Genomic DNA, 12,859 nt, shown 5'->3' on the forward strand with positions numbered 1-12,859 from the left:
TCCGGTTTATTTCTAACACATTAATGGAACAAGCTAAAAAACTTCCACAGTAAGAACGACAGAACATGTGAGCCCTGATCGAGCGATGAAATCTCGCTGGTGCCGGGCGGGATATTAAAGCCGATGTTGTGTGCAACCTGAGTAATCAACGGTGCCATCGCGGTGCCAATCCACAAAATAGCGCACACCACCACAATCGATGAAAGCAACGAACGGAACAGGTTACCGGCGCAAGGGATAATCACCCAGGTCAGGAAGATCGGAATGACCGGTAAATCCGCAAAAGGCAGGATCTTATTGCCCGGCAAAATAGCGGCAATAAACAGCGTGAGCGGCACCATCAGAATACCGACGGAAAGGATCTTTGGATGTCCTAATGCAATCGCGCCATCCAGTCCGATATACACCTTGCGTCCGGGAAACTTCTTCGACATATAGCTTTGCGCGCCAATCGAAATAGCGGATAAGCCTTCCATTAATTTGCGCGTCATCATTGGCAGCAGAATCATCACGGCGGCGAGCTGCGTCATCAGCACTAAGGTGCCTTTAACGTCATATCCCGCCAACAGTCCAATACCCAAACCGATTAACAAGCCGAGGATGCCGGGATCGCCAATGATTTTATACAGCACGCCAATACGGTTTTCATTCTGACTGTCGGCGCTATCGCCAGCCTGATGAGTAGAGAAGATTTTCTCCATAATCTGATCATAAATTTCATTGCCAGCTGCACCTGCGAGGATTTTCACACCCAACCAGGAAGGGCAGTCAAGCTGCGTTCCTGGCGGCAATGCCGCGGAGTGAATAACAAAGTCAGGTTTGACTGATTGCGCATACTGTTCAACTTCAGCCAATTTGCATTGTGAAATCTCTAATTGAATATTCAGGTCATCAAAATGCTTTTGTACTTTCTTGATGATCATCGAAGATGTCGCCACGCCAGAAGGGCAGCACACCAAACATTTGGCGCGGGTTTGACGATTAATCACATCCTCAGCATCACGGCTTTTTTCACCGATTTTATTGATGCCGGGAATAATGCTCCATAATTTGTTTAATCCGTATCCAACCGGCAGCCAGTTGATGGTTTCCAAATGCGCAAAGGTTACGCCCGGCATCTGGAAATATTTCTCGACAATGGGCGCGCCCCAATCCGCTAACTTCAATACCACAATAATACTGATAGCAATTGCCAGCAGGCTTAAGAAAATTGAGCCGGTGGAGTAATATACCAATGCGCCAGTGAAGATGAAGTGCCAGTAATTCCACAAATCAACATTCAGCACATTGGTCCAGTTGCGCCACAGCATGATGCCGTTAATCAGGAAATGCAGGACGAATACCCAGAGCACCAATGGCGTAGCGTAAGATATCGCTGCGCCAACCGACCAGCCGGTATCTAATACCGTTAAGTGGATATCAAAGCGTTCAGTCATTAATTTGGTCGCCGCACCGAGATTTGTCACCATAAAACCAATCATCAGGTTGATACCAATAAAACCGACAGATATCGCAATGGCGCTTTTAACGGCATCCAGCAATTTCACTCTAAAAAATAACGCCACAAATAGAATTAATATTGGCACAACAATGGTTGCACCATAAGAGAGGAAATTATCGATGTAACTCATAATCAGAGCAACCATGGTACAACCTCTATGTTTTATAAATATGTGGGGTCGCCAGATATGGCGACCACGAACCCTGGTATTGACGACTTAATCTTTTAATGCAGCAACAAATGATGAAAGGGTATTTAATGCCGCCTCTTCATCAGGCCCATCGGCGCTGATGGATATTTTGTCCTGATAAGAAATACCCACTTGCAGCAGTTTCATCAGGCTTTTGCCGTTTGCTGTTTTCTCACCTTTCTGCACGGTTATTTCTGATTGGAAAAGTTTGGCTTCTTTAACAAATGCGGCACCGGGCCGGGTGTGTAATCCAGTGGGATTAGTAATTACGATTTCAATTGATTTCACCTCGTCCTCCTTATCAGGAAAGTAACGCGCGCAGCGTGTCGGCATCTTTCGCCTGAGTCAGTTGCTCAATGAGTTGTTCATCATCCAGTAGCTCCATGATTTCCATCAGAATGCCTTCGTTGAGCTCCTCGGTACTTTTCGCCGCCATGGTAAAAAGCAGACTGACCGGATCATGATCTTCGTGTCCAAACACCACCGGCTCTTTAAGGACCACCAGGCTGCATCCGGTTTTCAGCGCACCGGCTTCTGGCCGGGCGTGCGGCATAGCGATGCCCGGCAGGATCACGAAATAAGGACCGTGTTCCGCTACGCTGGCAAGAATGCCGTGATAATAATCGGCAGTGATATAGCCTTTTTCCTCGAGTAGTGAGCAACCATGTTTGACTGCTGCTTGCCAATCGCTGGCAATATAGTGTGTCGAGAATAAGTTATCCGCGATAATTCTGGCGCCTAATTTCATAATCAATCCTATTAATAAAATGAACGGAGAGAATTAATGCGTATCGCTTAATCCATAACCGTGGAATTTAATCAGCACTTCATCAATCTGCGCATCCGATAAGATTGGCGCGGGATCCATAATCGGCAGAATAGACAGATAAAGTTTGGCTAACACTTCCACTTCCTGCGCCAGCCACAAGGCTTTTTCCAATGTTTTCGCCGTGGTGATCATGCCGTGATGCTGTAACAGCGTGGCTTTATAACCTTGCAGTGCTTTAACCGCATGTTCGGATAAGGCTTGTGTGCCATAGGTAGCGTAAGGCGCACAAGGAATCACTTTGCCACCCGCCGCAGCCACCATGTAATGAATGGCTGGAATCTCTTTATTCATCACCGCAACCGCCGTGGCGCAAATCGCGTGGTTATGCAGCACCACATTTTCTTCCGGTTTGGACTTTAAAATATCCAGATGGAAGCGCCATTCGGAAGAGGGATTTTTGCCCGCATCGGCGTTTCCATGTTCATCGACGAAGACAATGTCTGCTGGACTGAGATCTTCATACGGCACGCTGGTGGGGGTAATTAGCATGCCATTTTGGTAGCGCACGCTGATATTGCCCGAAGTTCCCTGGTTCAAGCCCATGGCACTCATCTTCAAGCAGGTGTCAATAATTTGCTGGCTAATCTCTGCACGACTCATATTTCGCTCCTTAGGTTGATTGGCTAAGAAGGTAAATGCGTCGCGTAATGAGGTGGCTGGGGATTTCCGGCAAGCTGTGATGCCAATCATAAAAAATGGCGGTGATAGACGATTTTATTGGCTATTCATCACAGTTCATTTTGACTATTTGATACGGTTTTTCATCAAACGGTCATTCGGGTGCGGGAAAGGACGGTCACCATGAATGGCGACCCTACGGGAATTCAGCTGTAGAATATTGAAGTGACTTCATTGAGGTTAAATAGATTCAGTTCGCCGCGTGACCCGATTTTGCTTTTATCGATCAGCAGAACTTTGTTTTTCGCCCAGCTAAATACATACTTTTTGAATTTAGCGTTGCCATTATTGGTGTCCCAAATATTGCCGAGATTATCAATGCTGTCGCAAGAGAAAATGAACACATCAATCTGTTTAGATTTGATGGTTGAAATCGCATCGCTGTTAATAAAGAAACTTGAATACTTTCTTACTAACGTGCCGCCGGTACAAATTAACGTGATGTTCTCTTTCTTTTCCAGTTCACAGCAAATGCGGAAGCTATTGGTGATCACCATAAGTGGAATATCGGGCAACTGTTTCGACAGATACCAGCAGGTGCTGCTGGCGTCGAGTGCAATACACATCTGCGGTTTAATCAGTGAAAGCACCTGCGAAACCACATCTTTTTTATTTCTGGCATGACGGCGAAAGCGGTCAACAAATGACAAGCCGTTATCACTGTTATCATCCGCCAGGCCTTTAATTTTGCCGTGCTGGCGAATGATTTTCCCTTGCTGATGCAGTTCACGAATATCACGCCGTACCGTTTCAACACTGACGCCCAATTTTGCCGCTAACGCATGGGTCGCTAAAGATTGTTGGCTGTCGATCAGTGCCAAAATGGTGCGTTGTCGTTGCTGTTTCATCGCCCGTTGTATCTCTTAAAATCCGATTCCGCACTATACCCTAAATAATTCGGGTTTCAGCCAGGCGGCGCAATGGCATCGCAACGTTCTGATGCGCTATCATGCGCGTCTCAATCTTTTCAGTCATCACGATGGTTGTTGTTCAAGGCAACCACGATTTTGGCTGAACTTTTCACCTGTGGTTCGGAAAAATCATGTCATCAGTACAACCTCAACTTACGCAGTTGCCCAATGAGGCATCGCTGCCGCGTGCCAGCGTGCTCAAAGCCCTGTTTGCGCTCGGCACCGGCGGTTTCGCCATTGGTACCGGCGAATTCGTTATCATGGGCTTGCTGCCCGACGCCGCCAAAGGCCTTAACGTCTCGATTCCTTCCGCCGGGCATCTGATCAGTATTTATGCGCTGGGTGTGGTGATTGGCGCGCCGCTGCTGGCGGTCTTGGGCGCACGCGCTTCACGTCGTAACTTCCTGATGACCTTAATGGGATTGTTCGCGGCGGGCAATTTACTCAGCGCCATCGCGCCCGGCTACTACTCGATGCTGCTGGCGCGTTTTTTAGCCGGTTTCCCGCATGGGACTTTCTTTGGTGTTGCCGCGCTGGTGGCGGCGGGATTGGTGGAGCGCGGCAAACGTGCGCAAGCGGTGTCGATGGTGCTGTTTGGCCTGACCATTGCCAACTTGCTTGGCGTCCCGGCGGTCACCGCCATTGGTCAATGGTTTGGCTGGCGTGATGCGTTCGCCATTGTCGGCGGTTTAGCGCTGATCACCTTGCTGCTGGTGTGGATGTGGGTGCCGAACGTGGCGGGCGATAAAAATGCCAGCCCGCTGCGTGAGCTTTCGGCGTTAACCCGCAAGCAGGTGTTGTTGACGCTGGCGATTGGTGCGGTCGGCAGCGGTGGCTTGTTCTCGGTGTTTAGCTACGTCAAGCCGACCATGACCGAATTGGCGCACATGCCGGTGAGTTGGATCCCGGCGGTATTGGCGCTGTTTGGTTTAGGTATGATTGTCGGCAACGTGGCCGGTGGTCGTCTGGCCGATCGCGGCATCGAAAAAACCATTCGCATTTTGCTGGTGTGGTCGATTCTGGTGCTGAGCGCGTTTGTGTTTGCCGCGCACTATGCGTTGGCAGGCGCGATTAACGTGATGCTGGTCGGTACCATGGTGGCATTAGCCAGCGTGCTGCAAATCCGCTTAATGGATGTGGCGGGCGACGCGCAAACCATGGCGGCGGCGATGAATCACTCGGCGTTTAACCTCGCCAATGCGTTAGGTGCCTGGTTGGGTGGCGTGACCATTTCTGCTGGCATGGGTTGGCAGTCAACCGGTTGGGTCGGTGCGATTCTGGCGGTGTTCGGTTTGCTGATTCACGGCGTTGCGATGCGTGATGCGCGCCGTAAATCCATCACATTTGCCCACGAAAGCGTTTAGTTATGATGGTCGCCAAACATGGCGACCTTACGCTAATTTCTGCTGCAAATACGCCATAAACACCCGGTTAATCTCGCTGCGCTGGCGATGTTGTGGATACAGCGCATTGAGATTGAGCGAAGCCGGTTGCCACTCATCGAGTACAGTAACCAGTTCACCACTGGCAAGAGCAGGGGCGACGATAAATTCCGGCAGTAGAATCAAGCCCAAACCCGCCACCGCCGCATCACGCAGCATTTCCCCGTTATTACTCACCATCGGCCCTTGCACACTAATCACCTTACGTGTGTCGCCATGAAACAATTCCCAGCCGGTCTGGCTTTCGCGTCCGTAGCGCAGGCATAAATGGTCGGTGAGATCTTCCGGCGTGCGTGGCGAGCTTGCACCCTGAAGATAAGCCGGGCTGGCACAAATCACGCGACGAAACTCGCCCAGCCGTTTAGCGATCAGGCTGGAATCCGGCAGCGTGCCAATGCGGATGGCCATATCAAAGCCTTCGCCAATCACATCCACGTAGCGATCGGCCAATTCAACCTGAAACTGCAAACCGGGATGCAAGCTGAGGAATTCGGCGATGTACGGCGAAAGATGGCTGATGCCAAACGACATCGGTACGCTCAGGCGGAAATTGCCCTGCAAAACCTGCTGGCGACCGGAAACCGCCAACTCAGCTTCTTGCACATCATCCAAAATGCGCTGCGCGTGTTGGGCAAAAATCTGCCCGTTATCGGTGACGGAAAGCTTACGCGTGTTGCGATTCAGCAGACGCGCGCCCAATGAATCCTCCAGCGCGGCAATGCGGCGACTGACGTATTGCTTCGATAACAATAACTGCTCGGCGGCGGCGGTGAAGTTACCGGCCTTAATCACGGCTACATAAATGCGGAGATCTTCAATCTGCATATTGTCCACTTATCGGTGACAGTCATTGTCTTTGTGACGCATTGTTGGGCAAATCAGTTTACGTATACTGATGTGCATCGGGAAGCGCAATCGCCTTCTAACCGCACAATTGAGGAGCAGATCATGATTGAACAACGCCTGGCAGAACAACGCGGAGTGGGTGACCACGGTTGGTTGAACTCGCATCACACCTTCTCGTTTGCCAATTATTGGGATCCAAAACAGAGTGGCTTCTCGGATTTGCTGGTGATCAACGATGATCGCGTGGCGCCGGGACGCGGTTTTGGCGCCCACCCGCACAACAACATGGAAATCATCTCCTACGTGTTGGAAGGCGCGTTAGAACACAAAGATTCGATGGGCACCGGTTCGGTGATTATACCGGGCGATGTGCAATTGATGAGCGCCGGCAGCGGCGTGACGCACAGCGAGTTTAACCACTCGAAAACCGATAACGTACATTTCCTGCAAATCTGGATTGTGCCGGGCGAACGCAACAGCGCGCCGGGTTATCAGCAGATTTCGGTGGCGGAAAGTGAAAAGCGCGGCCAACTGCGTCTGATCATCTCGCCAGAAGGTGAAAACGGTGCGCTCAGCGTGCGTCAGGATATCCGCATTTATGCCGGATTGTTTGACGGTGCCGAACAGCAAACTTTCGCCCTCGACGCCGATCGTTATGCCTACATCCACGTGGCACGCGGCAGCATCGAAGTGAATGGCGTCAAGTTTAAAGAAGGTGACGGCGCGCGCGTACGCAATGAAACCGCGCTGCATTTTGCCAACGGTAACGATGCCGAAGTTCTGCTGTTTGATTTGCGTCCGCTGGAAGTCAATCATCCGCAACGTTAATCATTCATAGCCTAATTAAAAGCAGCGTGCTTGATGACGCTGCTTTTTTTATGCCCGATCACAGCGGTTGTAACACTTTTTCTTAACATTGATTGCAGTGATTAAGATCGCAATAAAGTTTCCCATTCCCTCTTAAATAGTTAGCCAAACAACGTTCGCATCATGGCTAAACATGGAGAGGGCAACATGCAAGAAAAAATCCCCGGAACCCGTTGGTATCGCGTTATCGCGCCAATTCTGATTACCTGCATTGTCTCGTTCATGGATCGCGTCAACATCAGTTTTGCCTTACCCGGTGGCATGGATCAGGATTTGGCAATCACCAGCCAAATGGCTGGCGTGGTCAGCGGCATCTTCTTTATTGGCTATCTGTTTTTGCAGGTGCCGGGCGGGCGTATCGCGGTAAACGGCAGCGGCAAACGCTTTATTGCCTGGTCACTCACCGCGTGGATGGTGGTGTCGATCGCCACCGGTTTCGTCACCAACCATTATCAGTTGCTGGCGCTGCGTTTTGTGTTGGGCATTTCGGAAGGTGGCATGTTGCCGGTGGTGTTAACCATGGTCAGCAACTGGTTCCCGGAAAAAGAATTAGGACGCGCCAACGCCTTTGTGATGATGTTCGCGCCGTTGGGCGGCATGTTCACCGCCCCGATTTCCGGTTACATCATCAATGTGCTGGATTGGCGTTGGCTGTTCATCATTGAAGGATTGCTTTCTGCCGTGGTGCTGTTGGTGTGGTGGCTGGTGATCGCCGATCGCCCGCAAGAGGCGCGCTGGCTGCCTGCGCGAGAAAAGGCGTATCTCATCCGCGAACTGGCGCGCGAAAAAGCGCAACACCGCTTGCAGCAACCGGTTAGTAATGCGCCGTTAAAAGCCGTGTTTCGCAACTCAGGGCTGATGAAGTTAGTGGCGCTCAACTTCTTTTATCAAACCGGCGATTACGGTTACACGCTGTGGCTGCCTAGCATTTTAAAAAATCTCACCGGTTCGAATATGGCGGGCGTTGGCTTGCTGGCGGCGATACCGTTTGTCGCCACGGTGCTCGGCATTTACACCATTTCATGGTTAAGCGATCGCACCGGCAAGCGGCGTTTGTGGGTGATGGTGTCGCTTTTCTGCTTCGCGGCGGCGCTGCTGGCTTCGGTGGTGTTACACGACAATGTGGTCGCCGCATACATTGCGCTGGTGGTGTGCGGATTCTTCCTCAAAGCTGCCACCAGCCCGTTTTGGTCGATTCCCGGACGCATTGCCTCGCCGGAAGTGGCAGGCAGCGCGCGCGGCGTGATCAATGGCTTAGGCAATTTGGGCGGATTCTGCGGGCCGTATTTAGTGGGCATCATGACGCTGCTTTACAGCCAAAACGTGGCGATTTGCTGGCTGGCGGGATCACTGGTGGTGGCGGGGATTTTGACGCTGCTATTGCCGAGGGCGTGTGACATCAATCCTTCAGTACCGCGTGAAGCGTTAGGCCAAAAGCCGCTTCATCATTGAGTTCAGCAGCGGAGCGCATGCTCCGCTGTTGACTCATTTGCGCATCAACGCATCCTGCCAGCGACGCGTGAGATAATTGTGCTCATCCATCACTGAATTCCACACTGCAATATGGCCCATGCGCTGAGCATAGCTGCCGCCATCACGCACTTCACCGGCGGGAATCAGCGGCGCGCCCCACGCATCGAACAGCATTTCCGCTGCGGGTTTGCCGCCATACCAAAAGTCCCATTCGGCGGCGGAGAGATGAGCGCGGCTGCGTTCCGGGTTGGAGATGTAATAGCCCTGACGCGCCATTACTGCGCCTGGCCAGCCGGATTGCCACCAGTTAAGGTAATCGTAAGCGGCGTCTTTGATATTGCCGGTGGCGCAGCGCGATAACGACATGCCGCCGTACCACGCGCGATAACCTTCACACGGATGCGCCATTTTGTAGCCGCGCTGGTGGAAATGATGACGAAAATAGATCGGTGCCCACAGGCTCTGCACTTCCACCTGATGATTGTCGATCAGCTCACAGGCTTGCTCCTGGCTGGCCCAAAAAGCGGCAAAATGGCCCTGACGATTGAGCCGCGCCAGCGCATGAGTGAGCACATCAATCTCTTCCAGCGACAAATTGCCGGTGTTGGCGAAGCGCGCTAATCCTGCGCCTTGCATTGCCAACGCCGCATCCAATCCGCCCATCGCCGCATCTTCCTGCAACGCCACTTGCCCGGTGAGTGCTTCATGCAGCAGCCAGCCCCAACTCTCCGCTTCATTGCGCAGCGCGGCGGGCAGGCGATCAACGTGATAGGCAAAGCTGTCGGCGTTATGGGTCAACGGCAACATGCTGATGCGATCGCTGGGTTGGCTGCTGAGATGCAGATCGCGCTGCACATACAAGCGCTGCGACGGCACACTACCATCAGCAATGATGCCATCGCCGGTTATAGTGCCGGTTTTTGCCAACGCATTGACTTCGTCCCAATAGTGCAGACGCTTGATCTCTAACGGTTGAATGGCGCGCGCTGGCCAGACAAAATCAATGTTATGAAACCATTGATCGTAGATATCGTAGCTTTCCGGATGCATCACCGCGATGCGCTGCGCATCTTCCACACTGTGCAGCAGGTATTCGATTTTTATGCCGAGATCTTGCTCGGCACGCACGCGTAACATCTCCAGCAGCGTAACTGAGGTGCCAAGCACGCGTAAGGTCAGCTGGTTGTTCACCCTCGCCGCAGAATTCATGGCTTATTTACTCCTGTAATGCCTGCATGTAGCGGCTAAACGCCTGTTGTAAACGGTCAGCATCCAGACCGCGCAGAATAAAGACCAGCTTCGAACTGGCTAATTCTCCCGGCCAGTCGCGCAGATGCACCGGCGGATGCAGCGTGTGTTGTACGCCATGAATCACAATCGGCGTGCTGCTGTCGCTGACGCGCAAAATACCTTTCATCCGCAGCACCGTACTGCCATGGCAATGTAATAGCATTGATAACCAGATGGCAAATGCTGGCCAGTTCAGCGACTGCTGCAAGGTGATGACGCAGGTTTGCGTTGCCGGATGTGAGGCGCTGTGAGCAGTGGGTTGCAGCGTAAACTGCTCATCGGCACATGCGCCGAGCCAGCGGAAACGCTGCTCGCGTGAACCCCTAATAACCTGTGATTGAAATAATTGCTGCGGTGTTTGCAGCGCCTTCTGCGTATCACTCAATTGCGCCAGCGGATTGAGCTGTTGCAACCAAGCGTGCAATTGCTGGGCCTGATCTTCGCTGACGCGATCGCGTTTACTGATTAGCAGCTTATCGGCAGCACTAACCTGCGCCAGCCATTCGGGTTGGGCATCAGCCTGCATTCTGCCGTGTTCGGCATCCACCAAGGTCACCAGTGTGCCTTGCACAAAATGGTGTTGTAGTTGGCGATCGTGCAGCAAAGTGGACAGGATTGGCGAAGGATCAGCCAGGCCGGTGGTTTCGAGAATCACCTGCTTAAACGGCGGCAGCAAACCGCGCGCGCGGCGTTCATACAGATCGAGCAGGGCGGTTTTCAATTCACCACGAATCTGGCAGCAGACGCAGCCGCTCGGCAGTAATACCGTGTCGGGTGCGACTTCATTCAACAAATGGTGATCGATGCCAACTTCACCAAATTCGTTGACCAGTAACGCAATATCGTTGAGGTTTTGCTGCGCCAGCCAGCTTTTTAATAAGGTGGTTTTGCCGCTGCCGAGAAAGCCGCTGAGTACATGCAGCGGCAGTTTTTCTTCATATTGCATGTTGGAGATTTCCATACATTTAAGCGCTGGCGGTCAACCTCAATGACGACATCATAATGATGCAAGCCATTGGTCATCCAACGGGTCAATCGGGCGGCGAATCATCTTTTCGGCTTCTTTCCACAACACATCCAGCGAATGCACCAGCGTTTGTTGGCCGGTTGGACTGGCTAGCAACCAGCTGTTATGAAACTCGCTCAACGTTAAGCGCCAAGGCTTCAAGGCGCGATTCAGCATCTTCAACTGCTGCAAGCGCAGTTGGCGTTGAGGCACATCTTGCCGCAGTGGATCGCTCCACTGCGGCCCACTATCAAGCAGGCCGCATACTCCACACATCGTTTGCTCCGTTACGGCATCACATCGCCGGAATTTGGGCCAAGCGTCTGACCTACAAACAAATTACCGCCCGGCTCGCTGGCTAACAGCAGCGCAACCGGGGCGACTTCTTCGGCACGTCCGAAGCGCCCCAGCGGCAATTCAGTGGCTTTGGCCTGTTTCCACGCGCTATTGATGCCGTCGATCAACGGTGTTTCAATCGGTCCAGGCGCAATGGCGTTGACCAGCACATTGCTGGCTGAGACTTCCAGCGCCAGCGATTTGGTAAAGCCAATCACGCCGGCTTTGGCTGCCGCGTAGTGACACAGTTCTGCGCCACCTTTGATACCCAACTGCGAGGCGATATTGATCACCCGTCCCCAACTTTGCGCCAGCATCGACGGCAAAGCACGCTGCGTGGCGAGAAACACGCTACGCAGATCGACCGCCATCATCTCCTCCCACATTTGCAGCGTGATATCGCTACACCTTGCCTGGGTTAACATGCCCGCATTATTCACCAACACATCAATGCCAGCATAAAGCGTGATGCAGCGATCAACGCCGGCAGTTGCGCCCGCCACATCGCCCACGTCGGCCACCACGCCTTCGCAGGTGGCACCCAGCTGGCGACAAATCTCCACCATGCTGGCGAGTTTGTCGCTGTCACGATCGGTCAGCACTAACTTCGCGCCTTCACGTGCATAAAGCTGCGCGATGGCAGCACCAATGCCACTGGCCGCGCCGCTGATCACACAGCGTTTGTTGTTGAGTTGCATGGTTGCTCCTTAATCCGGCCAGCGCACGGTTAATCCGCCATCGACAATCAGGCTTTGCCCGGTGAGATAGCTGCTCTCTTCGCTGGTAAGGAAGGCGATCACTTTGGCGATTTCCTCTGGACGACCGACACGATTGAGCGGAATAGTTTTGGCGGCTTTTGCCAGGCCTTCTGGGCCGAGTGAGTTCTGCTTATCCAGCGACTGCGGCGTCTCAATCAGGCCAGGAATAATGGCATTACAACGCACACCTTGTGGAGCCAGTTCCACGGCGAGCGAACGACAGATGCCCGGCACCGCGGCTTTGGCCGCCGCATAATGCGCATGATCCTGCCAGCCATACACGCCACCGGCGATGGAGGAGACTGCCACCAAACTGGCACCTGATCCCAAATGAGGCGCCGCTGCGCGGAAGCAGCGCATCACGCCAGTGAGATCGACGTTCAGCATGTCGTCCCAACGCGCATCGGTCATCTCGGCGATTGGTGCGCGGCGCAAGATCCCGGCATTGGCAATCACATAATCCAACCGACCAAAATGGGCGATGCCTTGGGCAATAAAACCATCCACTGATTCAGTCGCTGCCACATCCAGCGGCAGCCAAATCGCGTCACCGCCTGCGGCTTCTACTTGCGCCGCCGCCACTGCCGGATCGTGCGGATCGGCAGGATAATAACCGGCAATCACTCGCACGCCGCGCTGGGCGTACAGAGTTGCCAACGCCAGGCCAATACCGCTGGCAGCACCGCTGATGGCAGCGACCGGTTGTGTAGAGGAATGTTGTTGCATGAAAAC

General features: G+C 52.9%; 14 protein-coding genes. 3 read left to right on the top strand and 11 right to left on the bottom strand.

Going from position 1 to position 12,859, the window contains the following annotated elements; all coding sequences use genetic code 11:
- Nucleotides 1-20 precede the first annotated feature (20 nt).
- The 5 genes from ABDW13_RS03305 to fucR all read right to left on the bottom strand — a co-directional run bounded on the left by ABDW13_RS03305 (nt 21) and on the right by fucR (nt 4,046).
- Nucleotides 21-1,646, bottom strand: a complete 1,626-nt coding sequence (locus ABDW13_RS03305; RefSeq protein ID WP_343550983.1) for a PTS transporter subunit IIC — start codon at nt 1,644-1,646, stop codon at nt 21-23.
- Between the two features lie 72 nt (nt 1,647-1,718).
- The gene (locus ABDW13_RS03310) at nt 1,719-1,979 is read right to left on the bottom strand and encodes an HPr family phosphocarrier protein (RefSeq protein ID WP_343550984.1); all 261 of its coding nucleotides are present in this window, start codon (nt 1,977-1,979) and stop codon (nt 1,719-1,721) included.
- Between the two features lie 13 nt (nt 1,980-1,992).
- On the bottom strand, nt 1,993-2,439 hold the full coding sequence (locus ABDW13_RS03315) for a PTS sugar transporter subunit IIA (RefSeq protein ID WP_343550985.1): 447 nt from the start codon (nt 2,437-2,439) through the stop codon (nt 1,993-1,995).
- A 33-nt stretch (nt 2,440-2,472) separates the two neighbouring features.
- Nucleotides 2,473-3,120: an L-fuculose-phosphate aldolase gene (locus ABDW13_RS03320; RefSeq protein WP_343550986.1), complete on the bottom strand. Its 648-nt coding sequence runs from the start codon at nt 3,118-3,120 to the stop codon at nt 2,473-2,475.
- 224 nt (nt 3,121-3,344) lie between these two features.
- Complete coding sequence (gene fucR, locus ABDW13_RS03325) at nt 3,345-4,046, bottom strand: L-fucose operon activator (RefSeq protein ID WP_343550987.1); 702 nt, start codon at nt 4,044-4,046, stop codon at nt 3,345-3,347.
- Between the two features lie 194 nt (nt 4,047-4,240).
- Between fucR and ABDW13_RS03330 the strand changes: the two genes are divergently transcribed.
- Nucleotides 4,241-5,473 carry an MFS transporter gene (locus tag ABDW13_RS03330; protein WP_343550988.1) on the top strand — a complete coding sequence of 411 codons (1,233 nt, stop codon included), beginning with the start codon at nt 4,241-4,243 and terminating at the stop codon, nt 5,471-5,473.
- Nucleotides 5,474-5,500: 27 nt separating this feature from the next.
- Here ABDW13_RS03330 and ABDW13_RS03335 read toward each other — a convergent pair whose 3' ends face one another.
- Nucleotides 5,501-6,376 carry a LysR substrate-binding domain-containing protein gene (locus ABDW13_RS03335; protein WP_343550989.1) on the bottom strand — a complete coding sequence of 292 codons (876 nt, stop codon included), beginning with the start codon at nt 6,374-6,376 and terminating at the stop codon, nt 5,501-5,503.
- 123 nt (nt 6,377-6,499) lie between these two features.
- Between ABDW13_RS03335 and ABDW13_RS03340 the strand changes: the two genes are divergently transcribed.
- Both ABDW13_RS03340 and ABDW13_RS03345 read left to right on the top strand, forming a co-directional pair.
- The gene (locus ABDW13_RS03340; protein ID WP_343550990.1) at nt 6,500-7,225 is read left to right on the top strand and encodes a pirin family protein; all 726 of its coding nucleotides are present in this window, start codon (nt 6,500-6,502) and stop codon (nt 7,223-7,225) included.
- A 186-nt stretch (nt 7,226-7,411) separates the two neighbouring features.
- Nucleotides 7,412-8,716, top strand: a complete 1,305-nt coding sequence (locus tag ABDW13_RS03345; RefSeq protein ID WP_343550991.1) for an MFS transporter — start codon at nt 7,412-7,414, stop codon at nt 8,714-8,716.
- A gap of 33 nt (nt 8,717-8,749) precedes the next feature.
- Here the strand turns inward: ABDW13_RS03345 and ABDW13_RS03350 are convergent, their stop codons facing one another.
- From ABDW13_RS03350 to ABDW13_RS03370, 5 genes are read right to left on the bottom strand one after another with little or no spacing between them, the layout of a single operon-like run.
- Nucleotides 8,750-9,946, bottom strand: coding sequence for a signal peptide prediction (locus ABDW13_RS03350; RefSeq protein ID WP_343550992.1), 1,197 nt, complete (start codon nt 9,944-9,946; stop codon nt 8,750-8,752).
- A gap of 7 nt (nt 9,947-9,953) precedes the next feature.
- Nucleotides 9,954-10,973 (bottom strand): GTP-binding protein, encoded by a 1,020-nt coding sequence (locus ABDW13_RS03355; RefSeq protein WP_343550993.1) that lies wholly within the window; start codon nt 10,971-10,973, stop codon nt 9,954-9,956.
- A 51-nt stretch (nt 10,974-11,024) separates the two neighbouring features.
- Complete coding sequence (locus ABDW13_RS03360) at nt 11,025-11,309, bottom strand: hypothetical protein (RefSeq protein WP_343550994.1); 285 nt, start codon at nt 11,307-11,309, stop codon at nt 11,025-11,027.
- Nucleotides 11,310-11,320: 11 nt separating this feature from the next.
- Nucleotides 11,321-12,067, bottom strand: a complete 747-nt coding sequence (locus ABDW13_RS03365; RefSeq protein WP_343550995.1) for an SDR family oxidoreductase — start codon at nt 12,065-12,067, stop codon at nt 11,321-11,323.
- Between the two features lie 9 nt (nt 12,068-12,076).
- Nucleotides 12,077-12,853, bottom strand: coding sequence for an SDR family oxidoreductase (locus tag ABDW13_RS03370; protein ID WP_343550996.1), 777 nt, complete (start codon nt 12,851-12,853; stop codon nt 12,077-12,079).
- Between the last annotated feature and the right edge of the window lie 6 nt (nt 12,854-12,859).

Origin of the sequence: Pantoea sp., assembly GCF_039594315.1 — a bacterium.
GTDB lineage: Bacteria > Pseudomonadota > Gammaproteobacteria > Enterobacterales > Enterobacteriaceae > Pantoea.

Excerpts from the sequence above, each read along its gene's own strand:
- fucR (WP_343550987.1), bottom strand. The coding sequence starts at position 4,046 with ATGAAACAGCAACGACAACGCACCATTTTGGCACTGATCGACAGCCAA.
- ABDW13_RS03340 (WP_343550990.1), top strand. The coding sequence starts at position 6,500 with ATGATTGAACAACGCCTGGCAGAACAACGCGGAGTGGGTGACCACGGT.
- ABDW13_RS03365 (WP_343550995.1), bottom strand. The coding sequence starts at position 12,067 with ATGCAACTCAACAACAAACGCTGTGTGATCAGCGGCGCGGCCAGTGGC.
- ABDW13_RS03320 (WP_343550986.1), bottom strand. The coding sequence starts at position 3,120 with ATGAGTCGTGCAGAGATTAGCCAGCAAATTATTGACACCTGCTTGAAG.
- ABDW13_RS03330 (WP_343550988.1), top strand. The coding sequence starts at position 4,241 with ATGTCATCAGTACAACCTCAACTTACGCAGTTGCCCAATGAGGCATCG.
- ABDW13_RS03350 (WP_343550992.1), bottom strand. The coding sequence starts at position 9,946 with ATGAATTCTGCGGCGAGGGTGAACAACCAGCTGACCTTACGCGTGCTT.
- ABDW13_RS03370 (WP_343550996.1), bottom strand. The coding sequence starts at position 12,853 with ATGCAACAACATTCCTCTACACAACCGGTCGCTGCCATCAGCGGTGCT.
- ABDW13_RS03335 (WP_343550989.1), bottom strand. The coding sequence starts at position 6,376 with ATGCAGATTGAAGATCTCCGCATTTATGTAGCCGTGATTAAGGCCGGT.
- ABDW13_RS03360 (WP_343550994.1), bottom strand. The coding sequence starts at position 11,309 with ATGTGTGGAGTATGCGGCCTGCTTGATAGTGGGCCGCAGTGGAGCGAT.
- ABDW13_RS03315 (WP_343550985.1), bottom strand. The coding sequence starts at position 2,439 with ATGAAATTAGGCGCCAGAATTATCGCGGATAACTTATTCTCGACACAC.
- ABDW13_RS03345 (WP_343550991.1), top strand. The coding sequence starts at position 7,412 with ATGCAAGAAAAAATCCCCGGAACCCGTTGGTATCGCGTTATCGCGCCA.
- ABDW13_RS03305 (WP_343550983.1), bottom strand. The coding sequence starts at position 1,646 with ATGGTTGCTCTGATTATGAGTTACATCGATAATTTCCTCTCTTATGGT.
- ABDW13_RS03355 (WP_343550993.1), bottom strand. The coding sequence starts at position 10,973 with ATGCAATATGAAGAAAAACTGCCGCTGCATGTACTCAGCGGCTTTCTC.